The 23,861-nt window shown below is 55.8% G+C and carries 21 protein-coding genes and 1 pseudogene; 19 read left to right on the top strand and 3 right to left on the bottom strand.

Going from position 1 to position 23,861, the window contains the following annotated elements:
* Window positions 1-200: 200 nt before the first annotated feature.
* The 17 genes and pseudogenes from ACRZ95_RS05375 to ACRZ95_RS05295 all read left to right on the top strand — a co-directional run bounded on the left by ACRZ95_RS05375 (window position 201) and on the right by ACRZ95_RS05295 (window position 17,326).
* Window positions 201-1,202 (top strand): Gfo/Idh/MocA family protein, encoded by a 1,002-nt coding sequence (locus ACRZ95_RS05375; protein WP_170677425.1) that lies wholly within the window; start codon window positions 201-203, stop codon window positions 1,200-1,202.
* Window positions 1,202-2,773, top strand: a complete 1,572-nt coding sequence (locus ACRZ95_RS05370) for a CoA-transferase (RefSeq protein ID WP_170677427.1) — start codon at window positions 1,202-1,204, stop codon at window positions 2,771-2,773. The genes ACRZ95_RS05375 and ACRZ95_RS05370 overlap by 1 nt, the downstream gene beginning before the upstream one ends.
* On the top strand, window positions 2,770-3,537 hold the full coding sequence (locus ACRZ95_RS05365; protein WP_170677429.1) for an enoyl-CoA hydratase/isomerase family protein: 768 nt from the start codon (window positions 2,770-2,772) through the stop codon (window positions 3,535-3,537). Before ACRZ95_RS05370 ends, ACRZ95_RS05365 begins: the two co-directional genes overlap by 4 nt.
* 4 nt (window positions 3,538-3,541) lie before the next feature.
* A complete protein-coding gene (locus ACRZ95_RS05360) occupies window positions 3,542-5,065 on the top strand; it encodes an aldehyde dehydrogenase family protein (RefSeq protein ID WP_170677431.1) in 1,524 nt (507 codons plus the stop codon).
* 68 nt (window positions 5,066-5,133) lie between these two features.
* Window positions 5,134-6,372 (top strand): ABC transporter substrate-binding protein, encoded by a 1,239-nt coding sequence (locus tag ACRZ95_RS05355; protein ID WP_170677839.1) that lies wholly within the window; start codon window positions 5,134-5,136, stop codon window positions 6,370-6,372.
* A 101-nt stretch (window positions 6,373-6,473) separates the two neighbouring features.
* Window positions 6,474-7,367, top strand: a complete 894-nt coding sequence (locus ACRZ95_RS05350; protein WP_170376146.1) for a carbohydrate ABC transporter permease — start codon at window positions 6,474-6,476, stop codon at window positions 7,365-7,367.
* Window positions 7,367-8,248 (top strand): carbohydrate ABC transporter permease, encoded by an 882-nt coding sequence (locus ACRZ95_RS05345; RefSeq protein ID WP_170677433.1) that lies wholly within the window; start codon window positions 7,367-7,369, stop codon window positions 8,246-8,248. The genes ACRZ95_RS05350 and ACRZ95_RS05345 overlap by 1 nt, the downstream gene beginning before the upstream one ends.
* Window positions 8,249-8,254: 6 nt before the next feature.
* Window positions 8,255-9,367 carry a sn-glycerol-3-phosphate ABC transporter ATP-binding protein UgpC gene (locus ACRZ95_RS05340; RefSeq protein WP_170639052.1) on the top strand — a complete coding sequence of 371 codons (1,113 nt, stop codon included), beginning with the start codon at window positions 8,255-8,257 and terminating at the stop codon, window positions 9,365-9,367.
* Window positions 9,364-10,854, top strand: coding sequence for a GMC family oxidoreductase (locus ACRZ95_RS05335; protein WP_170677435.1), 1,491 nt, complete (start codon window positions 9,364-9,366; stop codon window positions 10,852-10,854). The genes ACRZ95_RS05340 and ACRZ95_RS05335 overlap by 4 nt, the downstream gene beginning before the upstream one ends.
* A complete protein-coding gene (locus ACRZ95_RS05330) occupies window positions 10,851-11,609 on the top strand; it encodes a 3-ketoacyl-ACP reductase (RefSeq protein WP_170677437.1) in 759 nt (252 codons plus the stop codon). The genes ACRZ95_RS05335 and ACRZ95_RS05330 overlap by 4 nt, the downstream gene beginning before the upstream one ends.
* Before the next feature lie 16 nt (window positions 11,610-11,625).
* Entirely contained in the window at window positions 11,626-13,212 is a 1,587-nt protein-coding gene (locus tag ACRZ95_RS05325) for a GMC family oxidoreductase N-terminal domain-containing protein (RefSeq protein WP_170677440.1), read from the top strand.
* Window positions 13,213-13,214: 2 nt separating this feature from the next.
* Window positions 13,215-13,523 (top strand): Dabb family protein, encoded by a 309-nt coding sequence (locus tag ACRZ95_RS05320; RefSeq protein ID WP_170677442.1) that lies wholly within the window; start codon window positions 13,215-13,217, stop codon window positions 13,521-13,523.
* 4 nt (window positions 13,524-13,527) lie between these two features.
* Window positions 13,528-14,697, top strand: a complete 1,170-nt coding sequence (locus ACRZ95_RS05315; protein WP_170677444.1) for a dihydrodipicolinate synthase family protein — start codon at window positions 13,528-13,530, stop codon at window positions 14,695-14,697.
* A 5-nt stretch (window positions 14,698-14,702) separates the two neighbouring features.
* A complete protein-coding gene (locus ACRZ95_RS05310; protein ID WP_170677446.1) occupies window positions 14,703-15,710 on the top strand; it encodes a LacI family DNA-binding transcriptional regulator in 1,008 nt (335 codons plus the stop codon).
* Window positions 15,711-15,804: 94 nt separating this feature from the next.
* Window positions 15,805-15,942: pseudogene (locus tag ACRZ95_RS05305) on the top strand (IS6 family transposase); the annotation flags it as partial.
* 85 nt (window positions 15,943-16,027) lie between these two features.
* Window positions 16,028-16,405: a nuclear transport factor 2 family protein gene (locus tag ACRZ95_RS05300; protein ID WP_170677448.1), complete on the top strand. Its 378-nt coding sequence runs from the start codon at window positions 16,028-16,030 to the stop codon at window positions 16,403-16,405.
* A gap of 75 nt (window positions 16,406-16,480) precedes the next feature.
* Window positions 16,481-17,326: a universal stress protein gene (locus tag ACRZ95_RS05295; protein ID WP_170677450.1), complete on the top strand. Its 846-nt coding sequence runs from the start codon at window positions 16,481-16,483 to the stop codon at window positions 17,324-17,326.
* Window positions 17,327-17,404: 78 nt separating this feature from the next.
* Here ACRZ95_RS05295 and ACRZ95_RS05290 read toward each other — a convergent pair whose 3' ends face one another.
* Together ACRZ95_RS05290 and ACRZ95_RS05285 are read right to left on the bottom strand one after the other, a co-directional pair.
* Window positions 17,405-17,968, bottom strand: coding sequence for a flavodoxin domain-containing protein (locus tag ACRZ95_RS05290; RefSeq protein WP_170677452.1), 564 nt, complete (start codon window positions 17,966-17,968; stop codon window positions 17,405-17,407).
* Between the two features lie 336 nt (window positions 17,969-18,304).
* Complete coding sequence (locus ACRZ95_RS05285) at window positions 18,305-19,489, bottom strand: ferredoxin reductase family protein (protein ID WP_170677454.1); 1,185 nt, start codon at window positions 19,487-19,489, stop codon at window positions 18,305-18,307.
* 398 nt (window positions 19,490-19,887) lie between these two features.
* Here ACRZ95_RS05285 and ACRZ95_RS05280 point away from each other — a divergent pair, with 398 nt between their 5' ends.
* Complete coding sequence (locus tag ACRZ95_RS05280) at window positions 19,888-20,391, top strand: Hsp20/alpha crystallin family protein (protein WP_170677456.1); 504 nt, start codon at window positions 19,888-19,890, stop codon at window positions 20,389-20,391.
* 219 nt (window positions 20,392-20,610) lie between these two features.
* The gene (locus ACRZ95_RS05275; protein WP_170677458.1) at window positions 20,611-22,203 is read left to right on the top strand and encodes a S1 family peptidase; all 1,593 of its coding nucleotides are present in this window, start codon (window positions 20,611-20,613) and stop codon (window positions 22,201-22,203) included.
* Here ACRZ95_RS05275 and ACRZ95_RS05270 read toward each other — a convergent pair whose 3' ends face one another.
* Window positions 22,204-23,820, bottom strand: a complete 1,617-nt coding sequence (locus ACRZ95_RS05270; protein WP_170677460.1) for an MFS transporter — start codon at window positions 23,818-23,820, stop codon at window positions 22,204-22,206. It lies immediately after the preceding gene.
* Window positions 23,821-23,861: the final 41 nt, after the last annotated feature.

Genomic DNA, 23,861 nt, shown 5'->3' with positions numbered 1-23,861 from the left:
CTCGGCAAATTCTGCGACTCAGTCAGAGTGCCGACACGGTGTGAATATCTTCGATTCCCGGTGATAGTTTTGGATGAGGCATCGAGCGCCGCGTTTTTATCCATGTTTTCTTACCTTTAAGGTGGGCACAGAGTTTTTTCTTGTCAAATTTGGAACGTTCCATTATATACTTTGGAACGTTCCAATTGTAGGGAAATCAGATGAACTGGGCATTTGTCGGAGCGAGCACTATAGCTTCGCAATATATGTTGGACGCGGTGCGTCAGCAGGCAGGCAACGACGTGACCTGGGTCGTGAGTAATTCCTCTGACCGGGTGCAAACCTGGGCTAAGGAGCACGGTATTCCCAATGCAACCACAGACCTGAACACAGCGCTGTCTGACGATGGCGTGAAAGCCGTCTATATTTCTTCCACAAATGAGAAGCACCATGGTCAGGCGATGGCTGCCATCGCGGCTGGTAAGCATGTTCTGTGTGAAAAGCCGCTCGGGATGACGCAAGCGGAGGCTGTCGAAATGGTGCGCGCGGCCGACGCGGCTGGCGTGACTTTTGGTACAAATCACCACCTGCGATGCTCTGGCAGTCATCGTGCCATTCGTGACCTGATCGCAGATGGGCGCGTCGGAGAGGTTCTTTCGCTGCGCATCCATCACGCAGTGCATTTGCCCGAGAACTTGCAGGGGTGGCGTATCAACTCTGCCGATGCTGGCGGTGGCGTGATCCCTGATATCGTTGTTCACGACGCCGATGTCACGCGTTTCCTGCTGAACGAGGATCCGGTGTCTGTCGTCGCGCAAATGGCCAGTTCTGGGATGGGGCAGGGTGTCGAAGACTCGTGCATGTCCGTCTGGACGATGCCCTCGGGCGCGATGGTCATGACGCATGAAAGCTTTACGCACCCCTTTGCCGGGTCTGGCCTGCAGGTGCATGGAACCGAGGGTTCGATTTTTGCGGATGGCGTCATGACGCAGCGCCCGGTTGGGGCAATACAGTTGGTGACTGAAGCCGGAAGTGAAGAGATCCCGTTTTCGGACCACTCTCTCTATGTTCAAGGCGTTTCGGAGTTTGTCGCCGCAGCGGCGGGACAAGGCCGTCCTGCTGCCGACGGGCCTGATGGAGTGAAATCGCTGTCAATCGCGCTGAGCGTTCGCGAGGCCGCAGCGTCGGGTGATCGTATCAACATAGATTATGGCGGTTTTTGATGAACAAGCTTGTTTCCGTTTCCGAGGCCGTTTCTCGCATCCCAGACAATGCGGTTGTCACCGTGTCGTCGTCTTCTGCGCTCGGGTGCCCTGACCTCGTGCTGAAGGCACTCGGAGAGCGGTTTCGCACTGAAGGGCATCCGCGCAACATTACAACGCTGCACCCAATCGCCGCCGGGGATATGTATGGCGTGAAGGGAATGGATTATCTGGCGCAGGATGGACTGCTAAGCCGCGTTCTCGCCGGTTCATACCCGTCGGGCCCTTCCAGCCTTGAGATGCCGGAAATCTGGAAGATGATCGTCGAAGATCGAGTGGCCGCATACAACGTGCCATCGGGAATTCTGTTCGATATGCATCGCGAAGCCGCAGCGCATCGACCCGGTGTTCTCACACAGGTCGGGCTTGAGACTTTCGTGGATCCTGTTCGGGAAGGATGCGCGATGAACGCGCGTGGTGCGGCGGCTCCAATTGTTAACCGAAAGGAATTCGACGGTCAGACTTGGTTGCACTTCCAAAACATCAATCCGAACGTGTGCGTTTTGCGCGCGACCACGGCGGATGAGTTTGGCAACCTGACTTATGAACATGAAGGTGCCTATCTGGGCGGATTGGAGCAAGCGATTTGCACACGCAACCACGGCGGGCTCGTGATCGCACAGGTTCAACGAGTGACTGCCGCAGGTAGCTTGCGCCCCCATGACGTGCGCGTGCCGGGGCATCTAGTCGACCTGATCGTTGAAGACTCAGAGCAGATGCAAACGACAGAGACCTTGTATGACCCTGCGATCTCTGGCCAGATTATGCGCCCTTGGGACAGCTTCTCACTGGCCGAGCATGGTGTCGAAAAGGTCATCGCGCGTCGTGCCGCCCAAGAACTGCGCAGCGGCATGAGCGCCAACTTGGGCTTTGGCATCAGCGCAATGGTCCCGCGTGTTTTGTTGGAAGAGGGGCATCCTCAGGCGGTGACATGGGCGATCGAGCAGGGGGCTGTTGGCGGCGTCCCATTGACCGGGTTTGCCTTTGGGTGCGCATCCAACGCGCACGCATTTGTGCCGTCACCGCAGCAATTCATCTATTTCCAGGGCGGCGGGTTCGACATGTCGTTCCTCTCGTTCCTCGAGGTCGATGTAGAAGGTAATGTAAACGTCTCCAAACTTGGTAAAAAGCCTTATCTGACCGCAGGATGCGGTGGCTTTGTCGATATCACAGCGCGAGCCAAAAAGATCGTGTTCTCGGGCTGGTTCGAAGCCGGCGCCAAGATTGATCTGACGGATGACGGTATCCAAGTGAATGCCCCAGGAAAATTCACCAAGATGGTAGATCAGGTCGAGCATGTCACATTTTCGGGCCGCCGTGCCCGGGAAACCGGTCAGGAGGTGCTCTATGTGACCGAGCGGTGTGTCATTCGCCTTACGGATCAGGGGCTGGTCGCGACGGAAATCATGCCCGGCATTGAGGCGCAGCGCGATATTGTCGAAGCTTCAGGCGGTCGCGTCAAAGTCGCGGAAAACGCGGTTCAAATGTCCAAGTCGCTATTCGCAGTTGGCCCGATGGGAATGACACTGTGAGCAAGCTGCGCATTCATATCGAAGGTGCAACCGCTGTCCTGGTTTTGGACAACGAGGCCAAGCTTAATGCGCTAACTGTAGATATGCTGCACGCGCTGGAGGCTGGCCTGAAAGACGTCGAGCGTGACACGTCCATTTGTGCGCTCGTTCTGACTGGCGCAGGGGAAAAAGCGTTTTGCTGCGGGGCGGACATTGGCGCTTGGGGTGGGCTGAGCCCCGCCGAATTCGCTCGCCATTGGGTCCGTGACGGACATCGTATCTTTGACCGTCTGGCGCGGATCGGCAAACCGACAATTGCTGCGATCAACGGCCACGCGTTTGGCGGCGGGCTAGAGCTGGCCAGTTGCTGCGATCTGCGCCTGATGACCCCGCGGTCCACGCTGGCTTTGCCCGAAGCTCGGGTTGGGATTGTGCCCGGCTGGTCCGGGACACAGCGGTTGACCCGGCTGGTCCCCGAAGCTGCGGTGAAAGAGATGGCACTCTTCGGGCGCCGTATTGGTGCCGACCGCGCCGTGGCCTTGGGCTATGCGACCGAGGTTTCTGACGACGTTCTGGCGCGCGCGCTTGAGATCACAACCGAACTAAGCGACCTTTCGCCCCGCGCTACCGAAATCTCAAAAAACATGATCCATGCAGCGGTCGGTGAAGACTCTCATGCCGTGGTCGAAGCCCTTGGTAGTGCAGCGATTGCGGCCTCGGCGGACCGCGAAGAAGGCGTCGCAGCGTTCATGGAAAAACGTAACCCCACATTTTCGGGCCTTTGACAATATGAAAGATATCACCATCAACCCTGCTATCCCGTTCGAGCTGCCGCCTGTGTTTGAAGGTCGGCATCTCATCGATGGCAGGTGGCAGAATAGCGCATCGGGTGAGACGTTCGAACGGCGCTCGCCGTCGCACGGGCACATCGTCAGCCGGTCAGCCTTGGGTGGCGAAGCTGAAGCTGAGGCGGCGATCTTGGCGGCACGCAAGTCGTTCGACAGCGGTGTGTGGAGTCGGGCATCGGGCAAGGAGCGGGCCACCGTTTTGCTTAAGGTTGCCGACCTGATTGAACAGAATGTCGACCGGATTGCACTGATCGAAACGCTGGAAAGCGGTAAGCCGATCAGCCAATCCAAGGGCGAGGTCGGCGGTGCAGCAGACCTTTGGCGCTATGCGGCCTCATTGGCACGCAGCACGCACGGCGACAGCCACAATACTCTTGGCGCAGACATGATGGGTGTCGTGCTGAAGGAACCCATCGGTGTCGTGTCCATCATCACACCATGGAATTTCCCGTTCTGGATACTCAGTCAGAAACTGCCCTTCGCGTTGGCGGCTGGCTGCACCGTTGTTGTGAAACCGTCTGAGATGACACCGTCGACAACCTTGATGCTGGGCGAGTTGCTGATCGAAGCCGGGTTGCCTGCCGGTGTATGCAATATCGTTCTGGGCTACGGAGTTCCCGTTGGCAGTGTGATGTCGAGCCATGACAGCGTGGACATGATCAGCTTTACGGGCTCGACCGCTGTGGGCAAGACGATCAGCGCAGTAGCATCGGATACACTCAAGAAGGTCGCGCTTGAGCTTGGGGGCAAGAACCCTCAGGTCATCTTTCCCGACGCCGATCTGAATGCAGCCGCTGATGCGGTTGTGTTCGGTGTCTATTTCAACGTTGGTCAATGCTGCAATTCAAGCAGTCGCATCATTGTGCACGAGGATATAGCTGACGACTTCCGCGAACGCGTCGTCGCCCTGTCGCGCAAAGTCAAATTCGGCGATCCTCTGGACCCGACGACGCAGGTTGGGGCTATCGTAACGTCCGAGCACAACTCAAAAATCGACGCGTATGTCAAACAGGCGCAGGCTTCTGGTGCGACTATTTATCTGGGTGGTGAGCCGCTGGAAGTCGAAGGCCTTGGCGCTCAGTTCTATCAGCCGACGGTGATTTCCGACGTCTCGCCTGATATGCCCATTGCCCGCGATGAAGTATTCGGGCCTGTTCTGTCTGTTTTGACTTTCAAAACACTGGACGAAGCCATCGCGCTCACCAATGATAGCGCTTATGGTCTGTCGGCAGGGGTCTGGAGCGAAAACGTTCACACCTGCCTAGAGTTTGCCCGCCGAGCAGAAGCGGGAACGGTCTGGACCAATACCTGGATGGACGGGTTCCCCGAGGTCGCTTTCGGTGGGGTCAAACAATCCGGGCAGGGGCGGGAAATCGGACGATATGGGTTCGAGGAATTCTTCGAAGTGAAATCAGTGGTCATGCGCATCGGCAACAGCCGGGCACCATGGGTTCCGCAAGACTAAGACCGGGTACCAGATTGGTCCCGAGTGAGAATAACGCATTAAGGGAGGAAACAAGAATGCGTAAATATATGAAGACAAAATCGCTGTTTGTAGCAGGTCTACTATGCACGACCAGCCTTGCGCACGCTGAAGACGTGGAAGTTCTGCATTGGTGGACGTCTGGCGGTGAGGCCGCAGCACTAAACGTTCTCAAGGACGACCTGTCCGGACAGGGCATCGGCTGGACCGACATGCCTGTAGCCGGTGGCGGTGGCGAGCAGGCGATGACCGTTCTGCGCGCACGCGTGACGGCCGGCAACGCGCCGACTGCTGTGCAGGCTCTGGGCTTTGACATTCTGGACTGGGCCGATCAGGGCGCGCTGGCCGATCTGAACGAAGTGGCAGCCCAGGAAGGTTGGGATGACGTCGTCCCAGATGCGCTGAAAGCCTTCGCCAAGCATGATGGCAAATGGGTCTCTGCCCCTGTGAACGTACACTCGACCAACTGGGTCTGGGCTAACAAAGCGGTGCTGGACGCTAATGGTATTGCACAGCCCACCAACTGGGACGAATTCGTCGCAGCGGTTGAGGCGTTGAAAGCTGCCGGGATCACTCCGATCGCGCATGGTGGTCAGGCATGGCAGGACGCGACCGTGTTCGATGCTATCGCAATGTCGACGCTGGGGCCTGACGGCTACAAAGCGGCCTTTATCGACTTGGACGAGGAAACGCTGGGTGGCGACGCGATGAAAGAAGCGTTCGACCGAATGGCCTTTATCCGCGACAACGTGGATGAGAACTTCTCGGGTCGAGACTGGAACCTGGCGACAGCAATGGTCATAAACGGTGAAGCCGGTTTCCAGATGATGGGTGACTGGGCCAAAGGCGAATTCCTGAATGCGGGCAAAGTGCCGGGTGAGGACTTCCTGTGCTTCCGCTTCCCGGGCACTCAGGATCAGGTCACCTTCAACGCTGACCAATTCATGATGTTTGACCAGGGCGGTACGGTATCGGCCGAGCAAGCCGCGCTGGCCAGCGCGATCCTGTCACCATCGTTCCAGATTGCCTTTAACAAGGTGAAGGGCTCGGTGCCTGCGCGGACAGACGTGGACGGCAGCGATCTGGATGCGTGTGGTCAGCAAGGCATGAAAGACTTGGCTGCTGCGGCTTCGTCAGGCAACCTGTTCGGCTCGATGGCGCACGGACATGCCGCGCCTGCGTCAGTCAAGAACGCCGTCTATGACGTTGTGACCGCTCACTTTAACGGCGAGTACGGCAGCGAAGATGCTGTGACCGAACTGGTTGACGCCGTTTCGATCGCCAAGTGATCCACAAGTGATCCTCCCGATGGGGCGGCGGTCTGGCCGCCCTGTCACCAAGTGGGCGCAAAAGCTCCGATCTAACACGACTCGAACGAGGAGGGCGCGCCATGGCTGCTTCAGCCGACGCGGATTTTAAGACACGCCTTCAGAACTGGATACCCAAGCTGGTCCTGTCACCGTCGCTGGCGATGATGTTGGTCTTTGTCTACGGGTTCATTCTGTTTTCGGTCTACCTGTCATTCACCGACAGTCGCATCCTGCCGTCCTTTGGATGGGTCGGATGGGAAAACTACGACAAATTGTGGCGGCTGAGCCATTGGGAAACCTCGTTGATCAATATGGGGATTTTCGCGAGCCTCTATATCGTGATCTGCACCTGTATAGGCCTGGGTCTGGCGATCTTCCTTGATCAGAAAATCCGGGGCGAAGGGCTATTGCGTCCTATCTACCTCTATCCGATGGCTCTGAGCTTCATCGTCACCGGCACCGCGTGGAAATGGTTCCTTGACCCTGGCATCGGGTTGGAAAACGTCATGCATACATGGGGTTGGACCAGCTTCGAGTTCGATTGGATAAAAAACCGTGATTACGCCATCTACACGGTGGTTCTAGCGGCCGTCTGGCAAACCAGCGGCTTCGTAATGGCAATGTTTCTGGCCGGTCTGCGTGGAATCGACAATGAAATCCTGCGCGCGGCGCAAATGGATGGCGCCTCTAACTGGAACCTCTACCGCCGGATCATCATCCCGCAACTGCGTCCCGCATTCCTGTCGGCCTTTGTGATCCTCAGCCATCTTGCGATCAAGACCTTTGACCTTGTAATCGCCCTGACCGGGGGTGGCCCCGGTCGCGCAACCGAACTGCCCGCGACCTTTATGTACTCTTACACGTTCACGCGAAATCAGATGGGGATCGGTGCGGCCTCGGCCACGATCATGCTGATGACCATTGCGGCGATCATGATCCCCTATCTCTACGCCGAATTGCGGGAGAAACGCTGATGTCCCAAGCAACTCAGGATACCGCAATCCGCACGGGCCGCGTTACGCGCACGCTGATCTATCTGGTGCTGCTGTTGTTTGGTCTTTTCTACCTGCTACCGCTCTACGTGATGCTGGTGAACTCGGTGAAGCCTTTGGAAGAGATCACCGGTGGCGGCATGATGAACCTGCCACAGGTGTTCACGATTGAGCCGTGGCTCAAGGCATGGTCTTCGGCGCAGATCGGCGTCGATCCGACAGGGCTGAAGCCCTACTTCTGGAACTCGATCAAGATGGTAGTTCCTGCGGTGATTGTCTCGACCATTCTTGGGGCGTTGAACGGCTATGTGCTGACCAAGTGGCGCTTCAAGTACGACACCATCCTATTCGGTCTGATGCTGTTTGCCTGCTTCATCCCGTTCCAGATTGTTCTGATCCCAATGGCGCGGATGTTGGGTATAATCGGGCTGGCAGGCACCACTTGGGGTCTTGCGCTTGTCCATGTTGTCTACGGGATTGGCTTCACCACGCTGTACTTCCGCAACTACTACGCCGTGTTCCCGACCGAGCTGATCCGGGCAGCGCAGATCGATGGCGCCGGGTTCTTCCAGATATTCTGGCGCATTCTTATGCCCAGTTCTGGGCCGATCGCCGTGGTGTCGATCATCTGGCAGTTCACCAACATCTGGAATGACTTCTTGTTCGGCGCGTCCTTTGCCGATGCCAACAGCCAACCGATGACGGTAGCACTGAACAATCTGGTGCAGTCGTCAACCGGTGTGAAGGAATACAACGTTCATTTTGCAGGCGCCATTCTGGCGGCCATGCCAACTCTACTCGTCTACATCGTGGCCGGTCGATACTTCGTCCGCGGCCTGATGGCGGGTTCGGTGAAAGGATAAGACCTCATGGGTTTTCTAGACATAGACAACGCGACTAAATCCTACGGGGCGGTCGAGGTTCTGCACAAGGTCGATATCTCGGTGCAGGAGGGAGAGTTCCTGGTGCTGGTCGGCCCCTCGGGCTGTGGCAAATCCACTCTGCTGAACATGATCGCGGGGCTGGAAGAGATTACCAGCGGTGAAATCCGCATCAAAGATCAGGTGATGAACGGGGTGCACCCGTCCAACCGCAACATTGCCATGGTTTTCCAAAGCTATGCCTTGTATCCCAATATGACGGTCGGGCAGAACATCACTTTCGGGCTTGAGATGCACGGGGTGCCCAAGCCTGAACGCGACAAAGCGATGCAAGAAGTTGCCAAGCTCTTGCAGATCGAGCAATTGCTGGATCGCAAGCCCGGTCAGTTGTCGGGCGGTCAACGTCAGCGGGTTGCAATGGGTCGCGCGCTGGTGCGGAATCCTGATGTCTTCCTGTTCGATGAACCGCTCTCGAACCTCGATGCCAAGCTTCGCGTCGACATGCGAACCGAGATCAAGAAGCTGCATCAGAACCTCGGCACCACCATCGTTTATGTGACTCATGACCAGATCGAGGCGATGACGCTTTCAAGCCGCATCGCCGTGATGAACGGCGGCTATGTCCAGCAACTGGGCACGCCGCAGGAAATCTATGACACGCCTGCGAATATCTTCGTTGCAACGTTCATGGGCTCGCCTGCGATGAACGTGTTACCGGCCAAGGTTACGGTTTTGAATGGCCGCCCCCATGCAGAGGTCGCCGTTCACGACGGATCTATGGCGCAACTTCCGTTCAGCCAAGACAACTTGGCCGCATGGGATGGGCGCGAGATCTTGTTGGGAATCCGCCCAGAGACTATCACCGATATGGATGGTGCGGATCGAAAGTCGTCGAACATCGCGCAGATGACCAACCGTATCGTGGTGACGGAGCCCGCTGGATCGGACACCTTTGTCTCGATGCAATTGGGCGGGCGAGATGTGATCGCGCGTATGCGTTCGGATGCAGAGGTCGCACCGGGGCAGGATTTCAACTTTGCAGTAAACATGGAAAAGGCCGTGGCTTTTGATCCCGAAAGCGAGATGCGGATCCTTCCATGAATCGGGCTGACGTCATAATCATCGGGTCGGGTATCGGGGGGGCAACGCTGGCTGCGGCGTTGGCCCCGTCCGGTCGTCGCATTCTGATCCTTGAACGAGGTGAGAGATTGCAGCCCTCACCTCAGGATCGAGACCCAAGGGCGATCTTTGCTAGTGGGCACTTTCGCCCCGATGAAACATGGCTGGATGGAGCAGGCAAGCCTTTCAACCCCGGAAACTACTACTGCGTTGGTGGCAATTCCAAGTTCTACGGCGCAGCTTTGATACGTTATCGGAAAGAGGATTTTGAGCCGCGTCAGCATATGGGGGGCTACTCTAACGGCTGGCCCATGCCCTACGAAGAGCTGGAGCCGGACTACACCGCCGCGGAACAGATTTACGACGCGCGTGGGACCACCAAAGAAGATCCCACCGAGCCACCGCACAGTGGGGGTTACCCGCACCCACCTGTGCCGGATGAGGTTGATATTGCAGACCTGAGAAACCGGCTAAGCCATGCAGGCCTGACGCCGTCCTCAGTGCCTTTGGGCGTGGAAATTGAGACCTGGCTAGAGGCTGGGCAAACAACTTGGGATGCGTTTCCCAATACATGCGGCGGCAAAATGGATGCCGAAACCTGTGCGCTGGCCGAGGCATTGAAACACGGCAATGTCGAACTGCTAACTGACGCGCGTGTCCGTAAACTGAAGGCTGATGCCGTTGGTCGCGTCACAAGCGTCGAGGTTGAAGGCCACGGTGCTCTGCGCGCGCCGGTCATAGTGCTTGCAGCAGGTGCGGTACAGTCCTCAGTCCTGTTGCTGCAGTCCGCGAACGACGATTGTCCAACCGGTCTTGCCAATCGGTCCGATCAGGTCGGGCGGAACTTCATGAACCACAATTGCTCGGCGGTGCTGGCCCTTCATCCGCTGCGTCGCAACAGAGCTGTCTATCAAAAGACATTGATGTTCAACGACTATTACAACAGCGACGGGCAGGGTGGTTTGCCTTTGGGCAACATTCAGATGTTGGGAAAAATCACCGGACCGATTCTTGCGTCGCAAACCCATCTACCGGGTCCACTTGCAGCACTGATCGCCAATCGCAGTTTTGATTTTTATGCCATGTCCGAAGATCTGCCGAACCCAGACAGCCGGGTGACGGTCGAAGGTGACCAGATCAGGCTGGATTGGAAACGCTCGAATTGGGCCGCGCACGAGGCCTTGGTTGCGCGGCTAAAGGCGCATCTGAAGCAGGCCGGGTTTCCTGTTGTATTGTCGCGACCATTTGATCGGCGCACTCCGTCACATCAATGCGGCACAGCGCGGATGGGCAATGATCCGTCAAGCAGTGTCGTCGATACGTTCTGTCGTAGCCACGACCACAAGAACCTGTTCATCGTTGACGCGTCAATTCTTCCGACATCTGCGGCGGTGAATCCGGCCCTCACGATAGCCGCACTCGCACTCCGTGCGGGGCGTCATATCATTGAAACGGAGTTCGCCGCATGACCGGAACAGTATTGGTGACCGGAGGACAACAGGGCATTGGACTAGGGGTGGCGCGCGCCTTGATCGCGGCGGGGTATAAGGTCGCAATAGCCTCTCGCTCTGCACCCGACAATCCGGTCGTGAGGGCGGCTTTGGAAGAGCTTGGCCCAAGCGCAATTTATGTGCAGCACGACGTGTCCGACATTGATCACGTTCCGGCGCTACTGGATCAGATCGAAGCCGTTTTGGGCCCGATCACCGCGTTGATAAACAACGCAGGCGTAGGGGCACCGGTGCGCGGCGACATGCTGGATCTGAAGCCCGAGAATTGGGATTTCGTGCAGAATATCAACTTGCGTGGCGCGTTTTTTCTGGCGCAAGAAGTGGCTCGGCGCATGTTGGGGCAGCCGCACGATACCTATCGATCAATCACCTTTGTCACCTCTGTCAGCGCGACAATGGTGTCGATCGAACGTGCCGAGTACTGCGTGTCCAAAGCGGCCGCAGCGATGATGGCTCAGTTGTTCGCAGTACGCATGGCCCCCGAAGGCATCGGCGTCTTTGAGCTGCGACCGGGCATCATCGCGACTGAAATGACGGCTGGCGTGCGCGACAAGTACACCGACCGTATCGAAGGCGGACTTGTTCCGGCGGCTCGCTGGGGTGAGCCCGAGGATATTGGATCCGTCGTCGTCCCACTGGTTCAGGGCCAGATGCACTTTGCGAACGGCGCTGTCATCCCGGTGGATGGCGGCTTGTCGATTTCACGTCTGTAAGTCAGGGCGCATAAGAATGTCTGAAGGATATGATTTCATTGTCATTGGGGGCGGCTCCGCAGGCTCGGTGATCGCTGCGCGTCTTTCCGAAGAACCGTCGGCGCGTGTGCTGTTGCTAGAGGCCGGCTCCACCGACCGTCACCCGTTCTTTCACTTACCCGCCGGGTTCGCGAAGATGACCAAGGGTATCGGCAGCTGGGGTTGGTCCACGGTTCCGCAAAAGCACATGCAGAACAAGGTCTTCAACTACACCCAGGCCAAGGTGATCGGCGGCGGGTCTGCGATCAACGCGCAAATCTACACGCGGGGTGCAGCACAGGATTACGATGACTGGAGACAGATGGGGTGCGAGGGTTGGAGCTATGCCGACGTGCTGCCCTATTTCAAAAAATCCGAGGACAACGACACCTACGACGACGAATTTCACGGCAAGGGCGGACCGCTGGGCGTGTCCATGCCCGCAGCACCTTTGCCAATCTGCGATGCCTACATCAAGGCCGCAGGCGAAGTGGGGATTCCCGAAACGCGCGATGTGAATGGGGCGAAGCAGGATGGCGCGGGGTACTATCAGCTGACCCAACGCAATGCGCGACGATCCTCTGCTGCGATGGCGTTTATCGCACCGAACCGCAGCCGCCCGAACCTGACGGTGCGCACCGGCGCACAGGTCCGCCGCATCATGGTGGACAAGGGCAGGGCGACTGGTGTCGAGATGATGAACGGGGACAAGATCGTCGCCGCGAAAGAGGTCATTCTGTCCTCAGGTGCCATCGGTTCGCCGCGCTTGTTGCAACTGTCTGGTATTGGCCCAGCGGATCATTTGGACAGTCTTGGTATCGACGCGGTTTATCATCAACCTCAGGTCGGTGCGAACCTACAAGACCATTTGGACTTGTACTCCATCTGCGAAGTGACCGGCCCGCACACCTACGACCGTTTCGCCAAGCTGCACCTTTCAGCCTTCGCGGGCCTGCAATATCTTTTGACGCGCAAGGGACCGGTCGCGTCCAGCTTGTTCGAAACGGGTGGGTTCTGGTACGCAGACCCGGATGCGCGTTCACCGGATCTTCAGATGCATCTGGGTCTTGGTACCGGCATTGAGGCTGGGGTCGAGGCGATGCCCAACGGCGGGGTTACGCTGAACGCCTGTTTCCTGCGCCCCAGGTCACGCGGAACCGTTCGGTTGCAAAGCTCGGACCCCGCGGTGATGCCGCTTATTGATCCCAACTATCTGGCGGATCCTTACGATCGCGAGATGTCCATTCGGGGGCTGAAACTGGTGCAGAATATCCTCGCACAGGATGCGCTGAAGCCGTACATCCTGGCCGAACGTTTGCCGGGCCCGGACGTGCGGACCGAGCAGGAGTATTTCGAATTTATCTGCGTACATTCGAAAACATCGCACCACTGTGCTGGAACCTGTCGTATGGGCAGTGACGCCGAAGCTGTTCTGGACCCGCGCCTGCGATTCAATGGGATCGAAGGGCTTCGCGTCGCGGATGCGTCGATTATGCCGACGGTCAATTCATCGAACACCAATGCACCTACAATCATGATCGGGGAAAAAGCTGCCGACATGATCAAACAAGATCAGGGTTTCTGAACATGATCCGCCACATCGTACTGACCAAATTCCGCGCCGACGTAACCGAAGAGAAAATCGGAGCCATCTACAAAGGCCTCGAGGACGTGTCCAAGGCCCTTCCCGGAGCCAGCGGGTTCACCGGGGGCCGAAGTCAAAGCCCCGAGCAGATCGAACGCGGATACATGCATGGGTTCGTTATCGATTTCGACGATTGGGTCGCGCTGGAGACCTATCAGAACAACAAAACGCACAGGGCGCTGGGCGCGCAACTGGTTGAGAACGCCGTGGGTGGTATCGACGGCATTCTGGTTCTGGATTTGGAGGTTTGAGACAATGAAATTGATTTTGCCAAACCCTGATGGGCAGTTGGAACCCTATGCGTTGACCGGAACGCCGCTAGTTCCGCGTGCGCCGCAGGTGCCTCTGACGCGCACGGCCTTTGCAGCGGCTCATGTGGTTTCTGATCCGCTGGCAGAACGTAACCCCTGGGATGGACGCCCCGCAGTTGATTGGGAAGCGACCCTGCGATTTCGTCGGGGGCTCTGGGATCAGGGGCTGGGTCTGGCCGAAGCCATGGATACCGCGCAACGGGGTATGGGCGTCGATTGGGCGACCGCGTTGGAGCTGATCCAACGCACGATGAAGGCTGCACAGGCGCATCCATTGTCGCCTCGGGTGGCTTGTGGGGCAGGAACCGATCATCTGCCTCTAAGCGCGTTGAACACAGCAGGTGAAATCCTGTCAGCCTACGAGCATCAGACCGAGGCGATCGAAGCCGCCGGAGGGCAACTGATCCTCATGGCGTCACGCGCCTTTCCAGCGATCAACGCGGGTCCGGACGCCTACCATGATGTATACCGCGCGCTGATCGATGGGGCTGCGGAGCCTATAATCCTGCACTGGCTGGGCGATATGTTCGATCCTGCATTGACGGGCTATTGGGGGAGCACGGATATCGACGCGGCCAGCGATTTTGTGCTGTCCCTGATCAACGAAAACCCTGCCAAGGTTGATGGGATAAAGATATCCCTGCTGGATCAGGCACATGAAGAAGCCTTCCGCGCACGGTTGCCAGACGGTGTGCGCCTCTACACCGGTGACGATTTCAACTACGCTGATCTTATTGCCGGGGACGGAACGCATTTTTCCCACGCTCTGCTTGGCATTTTCGCTGCTATCGCCCCCGCCGCCAGCCAGGCGCTTGAGGCGTTGGCTATGGGTAACATGGAGCGCTACAACGCGCTGTTCTCACCGACTGTTCCCCTCAGTCGAGAGATTTTTAAGGCTCCGACGCGGTTCTACAAAGCCGGGATTGCCTATCTGGCATGGCTGAACGGAGTCCAGTCTCATTTCATCATGCCGAGTGGGTTCCAATCCAGCCGTGACATCTGCCACTACGCGCAAGTGTTCAGATTGGCGGATCAGGCCGGTTTACTCTCGGACCCTGAACTGGCTAAAGCACGGATGACCACGCTTCTCAGCTTGCATGGAGTTGAACAATAGCCTGAATGCGAAGACCCACGATCATAGATGTCGCCAACTCGGCGGGCGTTTCAAAGTCGACGGTAAGCCTTGTGTTGCAAGGCAGCACGCAGGTGAAGCCTGAGACACGCAAGCTCGTCCATACCGCGATGAAAGAGATCGGGTATGTCTACAACCGATCGGCGGCAAATCTGCGATCCACGGGAACGGCGCTAATAGGTTTAGTAATTAACGACCTAACCAACCCGTTTTTCACCGAGTTTGCGACTTCTTTGCAGATGGCGCTGGGGTCCCGAGGCTATGCGGTCGTATTGGCGAACACAAACGAAGACCCCGAACTTCAGGATCAGGTGGTGGGCGCTATGCTTGAGCATGGTGTTTCTGCCTTGATCCTGTCGCCTGCTTATGGCGATGTCACAAACACCCTCTCCGCGGCAGAGCGAGCTGGCATTCCATTGATGCAAGTCTTGCGACAGGTTGAACGCGAAACGGGCAGATTTCCCTTTATCGCTCCTGATTACGCAGAGGGTGGACGCGCGGCAACACAGTACCTGATCGAAACAGGCGCGCGAAACATCGCCTTTATCGGTGGTCTGGATGGTGCCGAAGTCACTCAGGAAAGGCTGTCCGGCTATATCAGTGCGATGAAAGACAACCACTTGCAGCCTATTGTAAAAACAGGGAAATCCAGCCGATCATTTGGACATGAAGCAACGGTTGGCCTCTTCAAAGAACACCCTGAATGCGATGCCGCAGTTTGTTTCAATGATCTCGTTGCTTTTGGGATGATCAATGCCTGCCATGAAACTCAGGTCAAGATTGGAACGGAGTTTCAGATCGTCGGTTTCGACGACATCAAGGAAGCATCAGAATGCTGGCCAGCTTTGTCTACAGTACATTGCGGCGTCTCTGAGTTTGGAGAACAAGTTGCGGACACTGTTTTGCTGTGGTTGCAGGATGGTGTCGCGCCTGCGCAACACACGCGGACTTCAACGCGCTTGGTATTGAGGCAAACTACGAAAGACACAGTGTAACAAAAGGCTATACCAGCCCTTGTCGAGAGGTCTTGTCGGAGGAACTATGGTTGAAGCGGGCAGGGCGGTTGCGTAGCTTTTGCCAAAACCAGACCTGACTTTTTTAAAACACTTTGAATCTTGTCCCGAGATCATCCGCATTGCGTTCACGCTATTCACTCGATTGCCGCTCTCGCTTCGGAATCTCCAAGATCTGCTGCACAAGCTTGGCATCGACGTGAGTCCCGAAACTTTCCACCAATGTGCTTATTGATCCTTGTCAAGAATTGAGCGGGCAAGAAGTGGTAGACTCAATGGCAATCTAGGGGAGGGGATTCATGGAAGACTTGATTGAAATCGGTAGATCCTTTGTCCAGGCGATGCGTGAGCGCCGGGGCCTCGGAAGTGTTGATGAAATGTATGCCGAAAACGCACAGTCGATAGAGGCCGTTGTGCCTCCGGTTCGACAATTCCGCGTTTCAAAGGGTCGCGAAGCTATCAAGGGAAAAAGAGAGGATTGGTTGGCATCGCATGAAATCCAGGAACTAGAAGTGGATGGCCCCTACGTCCACCCACCCAACCGCTTTGGAGTGCGCTTCAGAGCTGAAGTGGTTCAGAAGGCGACGGGTGAGCGTATGACCCTGCGCGAGATCGCAGTGTATTCGGTGGCGGAAGGCAAGATTGTGCTGGAAGAGTTCTTCATGCTGCCGAAGTAACATCATCGGCGATTTGTTGGTTCAGTCGGTGCGCACGGCTCTTGGGTGAAGTGAAATTCCGGGCGGAGGTCGGGAATGCAACACAGAACAGTGGCATATTATGTAGGAGTTGATGCGGAAGACGCGTCGATTTTGGAATGCGCTGAAACTGCCCGTACCCAGAACGACCACTTGAATTGCGTAGTGACCGGGGCACTACCAAACCTGCCTTACCTGAAGTATGGATCAAACAGGTTCGTTGAAGCGGGTCTTCCCTCAAACTGGTTGGACGTTCTTCACGCGAATAATGCCGCCTTGAAGTCTCGCGCCACTGAAGTTGAAGCGCTTCTTGCTGGGCAAGGCGTATCTGCAAATGTAACTGGCTTCATGGGACTTGGAGCAGAGTTACAGCAACTTGTAGCAGAACAAGCCAAATGCTCTGATATCGCTTATCTAGACGCTGGATTGCGAAAAGATCCTGATTTATTTCACAAGATCGCGTGCGGAGTTTTGTTTCATTCGCCGGTCGCTCTGATGATCAATGGAGACCCGTTTGCCCAACGCGAGCGCGTTTTTTTGGCATGGAATGACAGCTTGCCTGCGTCCAGGGCGACGCATTTAGCTTTACCCATTCTCGTGGTGGCCAAAGAAGTTGTGATTGGGTGTTTTGATTTGCCGTCGCCTGAGGACTTAGAAAGTAGCGTGCCCGGAACGGACCTAGCTGAATGGCTCGGCCATCACGGTTGCAACGTGACCGTGTCGCAGTTTCAGTGCGGGGGGAATTCAATTGCAGACTGCATTCAAGAACGAGCAAGCGAAGCGCGGGCCGATCTCGTTGTTATGGGCGCTTATGGGCATTCCCATTTGCGAGAGTCAGTTTTTGGGGGCACGACGCAAGCAATGTTGGAGCAGACAAGTTTACAAGTGCTTTTCGGACACTGATGAAGTGAGCCGATGACTGTAATTTTCTGGGAGCCATCGCTATTAAAATTCGTCAGTAAATAGTTGAGAAACCATTTTTTAAGAGTTTTCTTGAGGTTGAAGCGTATTTGCCTGACTGTTTTCGCCAAGGAAATCTATCACAATTGACGTTAGCTCATCCCAGTCAGTAAACTCCCTTGCCCCTTCTCGTGGATCGATTTTTCGACCGAGCAAGACGACGTGCTTGAGGATCTCCCTCTCAAAATACCCGTAGTTTTCGGGCCTTACCGCGCCTGCGATCAAAGCCGTTGCATTTGGTTCAAAACCTGTTCGAAGAAGCATTTCGTCAAGATAGTCGCGTGCTTCTTCTCGACCTGACGCGAAAGCAGCTTTTAAACCGATGGAAAGCACGAGAGACTTTCGCTTCATTAAGGCATCTCTATTTGAAGCGATAAATGCCTCGAATGAATTGGGGTGCCTACGCTCGTGGACAGGGGCCAGGAGAATAACCTTGACCACATCGTCAAGCGAAACGTGGCTGGGTATTTCATCGGTATTGATCAGCTTTGCGTCGAAACCGGCCTTCTTAGCGAGATCGGTGATGAAGCGCGCAATTTTTGCTGTTTGGCCTTCGACCGTCGCGAAGGCGATGAGTACGGTCATTCCGATCCTCCCATAAACCGGTCTGAATAGATTGCTTATTATGAATAAGTGACGTGCGTTGCCCTTGATCTCTATCAAAGGCGTTTCTTCGGACCATATCGGGATCGTTGTAGTACGCTTTTGCTGTCTACGCAGTGCAAGTTTTTAGGGAAGTTCGCGGCGGCATCCATCTCGGAGAAAACCTGCCTTTTCGGCCGATAGCCTTGAAGCTAGCCAACCCTTGGTAGTCTAGCTTGCTACCTTAAGCAAAAGGCTAAGACAGCAACGAAGATTGTAAAACTGATGAACCACACTGCGAGTTTCACTTGTTGGCGTGCAGGCAGGTTTCCGAGCATTCTAATCATAGTCAAACCTTTCAGACAAAATCCGGCGTGACGCAGTGCCCCGCTCAATCAGATGATCTTCGACGGTGTCCATCATGGCAGGGGGTCCGCAAAGAACAAAAAGCCAGCTTTCAAATTGTTCAGAAGACAAATTGCGGTCCAAAAGAGGACCGTCGATTAAGCCTGTTTCTCCGCACCAGTCCTTTGGCGGTTCGGATGGAACAAAAACTGTGTCTTCTTTGGACAACTCCTGACGAAAAACAATCTGCTCCTCCGCCCGGTTTCCATAGATAAGCTTGAGATCGTGCCGTGTTCCACTCAGTCGAACTTGACGCATAATGCTCAACATGGGCGCGATCCCTACACCACCTGCGATCAGAACAATACCTGTCTCAGTGCGGTGGCTGATCGACAGATTCCCGTGCGGGGCATCCAGATAGGCCGTGGTTCGCGGAGCGATCTGTCCGAGGCCGCATGTGAAATCCCCAAGCTCCTTTATCACGAATGAAACCTCAGGGCCTTCTGCTGGTGCCGAACTAATCGAGAATGGGTTCTCATGCAGAGAAAAGGCACTGTGGCCGACGTTTAGCCAGGCAAACTGCCCTGCTTCGAAGTTTAGTCCGTTGTGACCATGGGGCATGAGGCGCAACTCCCATTGCTTCTGTGATAGTCGAGACACAGATGAGACGCGCCACGACCTTTTCCTCTGACGTAAAGGGCGAACGAGATAGACATACAGCAAAGTTCCAACCGCAATACTGGTCAAGGCAAGCCAGAGATACATCAACAGCGGATGCCCACCGTAGCGCCCAGCATAGACTGTGTGATGTAACAGCAGGCATGCAATCACCAAGGCTCCCAGCCCGTGTAAGAGGCGCCATGTTTCGTATTTGTAATCAAGGGATTTGTGGGCAATTGCGGAGGCGACCAGAATGAACAGTAAAAAATATGCGCCGATACCCGATACCAGCGTAGAAAAGTCGGTCGAAATCGTAAGTTGGCTTGTTACATCCCACGGGCGGCGTCCGCCAGAGGGCGTGCCCTGATACAGCAGCGGGTGTATCAGCGCAAAGCCGAGTGCTGCACGCGCCATCAACTGATGCACGCGCATGGTTACATCCATACCCAGTCCGGAAGAGATGAACCTGAACCGCCCAGACAGCAGGAACTCGACTAAGATTATTGAAAAAGCAAGCATCCCAAGCCCGGACGCGAGCTCTTGATGAAACGATCGTGGGGGCCATCCCAAAGACCAAGAAAAACCCATGGGAGCCAAAATCAGCAAAACGTAAATCAGCGCCAGATAAGGCTATTTCATACAGTTTTGCTCCACTGTGCTAAAGCTAGGCAGCTCGGGCTCATTCAAAATAAACGCTAAGCTGACCTGGGATTCCGATCAAGCCTACTGAGATTGGTGCTAACTCCACCACGACGTGGCAGGTTTAGTGCACGAGGGTTCCCGTTTCAGTTCGTTCAGCCGCTGAGTTCGGTCTGGCTGATGCTGAGGTTGCATGCTTGCGCAAGATCAAGGTCCTTGACCGCTTTTCCTGTCATAATGTCGCGCGCGCGAAATTCGACCAAAGGAGGAGGCTCAAAATGTTGGAAGACAAAAAGTCACCGCAACTTTTCACTGGAATGCAACCGCTCTCTGACAACTTTCGGCGTGAAATGGAAACACTGATGTCGCGTTTTTTTGGGGGAGTATCACCCTTCCTGCCGATGGAAACGGCTGCGCAACGCACGGGTTTTCCGTCTCTTGATATGACAGGTGCGATTTCACCGGCAATCGATGTCCAAGAAACGGATTCTGCGATTGTCCTGACGGCTGAATTGCCGGGGCTCGAAGAGGATGATGTGGAAATTGAAATCAAGGACCGCAAACTAGTCTTGAGCGGTCAGAAGAAGATTGCGCATGATGAAACGGGCGATTTGCGTGTCAGCGAAAGAAGCTATGGCAGCTTTTCCAGAGCCATGTCGCTGCCAGACACGGTGGAAATCGACAAGATTTCAGCTGAATTCGACAAAGGCGTTCTGCATATCGAAATGCCGAAGACTGAGCCTCAGGATCCAAGCCGTAAGATCAAGGTATCTTCGAAATAGACGGTCTGGTGGCTCGATACCGTGCAAAAAAATGCCAAGGCAGAAGGTCGATCATGGATCGGCCTTCTTAGAGTTGTGGCCTGATAAGTGTCTTTGGTTGAGTCCTAGCAGACATCGCAAGTATCTGTACAAACGTGTTTTTTGCACATTCGTACCAGGCCATGGGTTTGGCGTTGAAGCGTGGTAGAATGCCCTCACGCGTTTGGGTAGGGGGCCACAATGCGAAAACCAGAAGAGAGTGGCATGACACCCTCAGGACATGCTGGTGAAGGTGAGGTGCGGGCCTTTCTGGAGAGCCTGACCGGACCATCGCGCGGCCAGGTGAACTGGCTGGTCGACAAAGCCCTAACTGTTTCAGTTGACGAGGGCAGGGTGCTAAGCCTTCGACCTAAAGACGACCTGCCTCAGCATGACAACGATATTGCGACCCTACAGTGGGCTGACGACGGTTACACGATAACCGCGTCGGTTGGGCGTAATGTGTGGGTAAACGGGCAAAAAGCCTCGTTAGCGTCGCTTAGGCATGGCGACATGATCGAGTTCGGTGAAAAGGGTCCTATGTCTCGATACAGGTCGTGCGATCACTCATTTCCCGCGCACCATACTGTCGAGGATATCCTCAGTGATGCATATGCTTACACCCGAACGAGCCGCAGGCCTTTCGCTAAAAAGATGTCTGGTGCCCTACGCGATAGTGGGCGGCGGCTTGCCTCCCAAACCACGATATTGTTCAGGATCACAGTTATAGCGACGCTTCTTGTGATCGCGGGGTTTGGGTACCTGCTCTACCAAAACGACCGGCGCCTGGCGGCTAGTATCGAACAGGAGGCCCGCAAGATCGAAGCGGTCGCGGTTATGCTCGCTCAGACGCGAGACGACGCACTTACGCCTGATGACTTGGCTTCGTTGCGTGACGCTTTTGAGAACCAGGTCATGTCGACCGAGGAGCGTCTTGGAACCTTGGAGCAGCGTGCGGGAGCACCCACGCGCGTGATCGCTGCGTCAATTCGATCCGTCGCTTTCCTTCAGGGGGCTTATGGGCTGCGCCACGTGGAAAGCGGCAAGATTTTGCGGCATGTGTTGGGACCGAACGGAGAAAACCTGAAAACTCCGTTTGGCCAGCCTTGGATCGAACCGGACGGGACCGGCGAACCCGCAGAATTTCAGTTTACCGGAACCGGGTTTTTGATTGCTGGGGTACCGTTGATGGCCACCAACCGTCATGTTGCGTTGCCTTGGACATCAGGGGACCGAGAGAAGGCGCTGAGAGACGCGGGTCTTGAGCCAGAGATGTTGAGGCTGCTGGCCTATTTGCCTGATCAGACGGAACCAATAGAGGCGCGTCTGGTCCGATTCAGCGACGCGGCGGACTTGGCGATTTTGGCAGTTGAGCCAAGCCGCGTTCAGGACCTCGGAATTCCTTTGGCGGATGTCACGTCGCGCGTAGGTGAAGAGCTGTATCTGTTGGGATATCCAACGGGTTTGAAAGCTTTGATCGCGCAGGCTGGTCCGGGCTTTTTAGAGGAACTGGAAGCAGAAGGAACGTTGAACTTCTGGTCGATCGCGTCCCGGCTTTCATCTCAAAGCAAGATACACCCGCTAGCAAGCAGAGGGATTGTCGCGCGGACAAGTGGGAGCGCCATCGTTTATGACGCCGAGACCACGACCGGTGGAAGCGGGGGGCCAGCATTGAACCGGCGGGGTGAGGTCGTTGCCATCAATGCTGCGATCCTGCCCGAGTTTGGTGGCTCAAACATCGGCGTCCCGGTCTCACATCTCAGAGCTCTGCTGGAAGAGGCGGAAAGTCAGTGATCATTCGCTCGTTCGGAAGCGTGAGTTTTGAACGAAAAACACTGTGACCAGTGGAACGATCACCGAGATCACGGCCACGGAGATCAGCAAGTACCCAAGTTGACTGTAGTCAGCGGTTGACGTGACCTCACCGGTTTCCGGGTTTGTGACAGCGCGCGTGACGACGTATGTCTGGTTGAGGTATTTGGTGCTTAGGCTGCTGGCCGACAGAGCCATGTTTGTGAACGATGCCATCACCGCAAAGAAGGTCGCTTTCAACTGAACAGGGGCATTGCGTGCGATCCAAGCCAACATCGGGACCATGGCGATCTGTCCAAGCGGCGACTCAACGGCTGTATCAAGAATGGCAATGAACCTTGCATCGATAACTCCGCCGGTACGCGCCGCCGTCCATTCGTGCACGCCATAGTAGAGCGCAAGGTTGGGCAGGGCGAGAACGCCCGCCGCAATCGTCAGCAACACCACCACATGCGCAATGGAGCGGTTGGCCATAAATGGTCGAAGGACGATTAACCCGAGCAGGGCCAGCAGCGAAGTCAGCAAAGCCAGGATTGCCAGGAACTGTTCATCGAACCCCAGTTCATCGATTTCAAACCATGTCAGGCCTGGTCCTGGTAGCGGCACAGCGCGAAACACAAAAATGATTGTTGCTGTCCCGATCAAGGCTTTGGCTTGGGCCGGTTCCAGCTCTTTCAGCAGACGCGACATGAGGTAGAGGATCACCGTCAGGGAAACCGCAAAAACAGTCTCTTGCGCAAACTCGAAATCTGCGGTTCCCAGCACGATGCTGAGCAAAACGAATGCAAGACCGCCGAGCAATATGGACCATTTGACTTCGGTGACTTCATCCGGTGTGTGAGGCGGGTGGCCGCGCTTGACAAGCTGACGCTGGATAAAGCTATGAAGAACCACTCCACTGACGGACAACACCGGGATGGCCAGAGCTATCAGGTATACTTGGCCATAGAGCGCAAGGCGTTCGGATTTTTGCAGTTCTTCGTTCCCAGAGAATATCCAGATGTTTACAGCCGCAACCGCCGCGAACCCGGAAATGATCGAAACTCTGCCCAAGGTTTGCATCGTCGTGTGCTGAGCACGGGTTTCTTCTGGCGTAAACGGTAGGCCGCGCTGGTCAACCTTTGGGACCGCCTCAACAGTCATGGCGTCAGCGACAACATCCTGAATGGCATAGCCGGAAGGCGCCAAGAGCAGGGCAACAACGTACCAGTCTTCCAACGGCATGAACTTGGACATCTGTGCAGGCGCGGTCACGAGACCGTGCATTGTGAGTAAAGACAAAGTGATCAGGGATGCGCCGAACAAGATCAGCAGGGACTTCCAGCGCCAGAACAGGTCCACGACATGGCCAAGTGGCATTTTGAGGATCCAAGGGAGACCGGCCCAAAATGCAAGTCCTGCAACGAAAGAGGCGGATAAATCGAGATAGTCTTTTAGGAAAAAAGCTCCGACGACCGAGGTTAGGCCGGACACACCAGCCGCGAAATAGACCATCAGTGGCGGCAAATAGGACCATTGCAGCTGCTGAACCAGATCCACAAACGTTCTATGCCACCAGGCCGAAATTTTTGATCCTATGGAAGCTTGGTCAGTCGTCATATGCCGTGGCAGTTCGTTGAGGCCTTTGGGTCGTTGTATCT

The organism is Ruegeria sp. AI3 (assembly GCF_056541245.1).
Note: the sequence above shows the minus strand (reverse complement) of the source record. Positions and strands in the feature narration are given on the sequence as shown.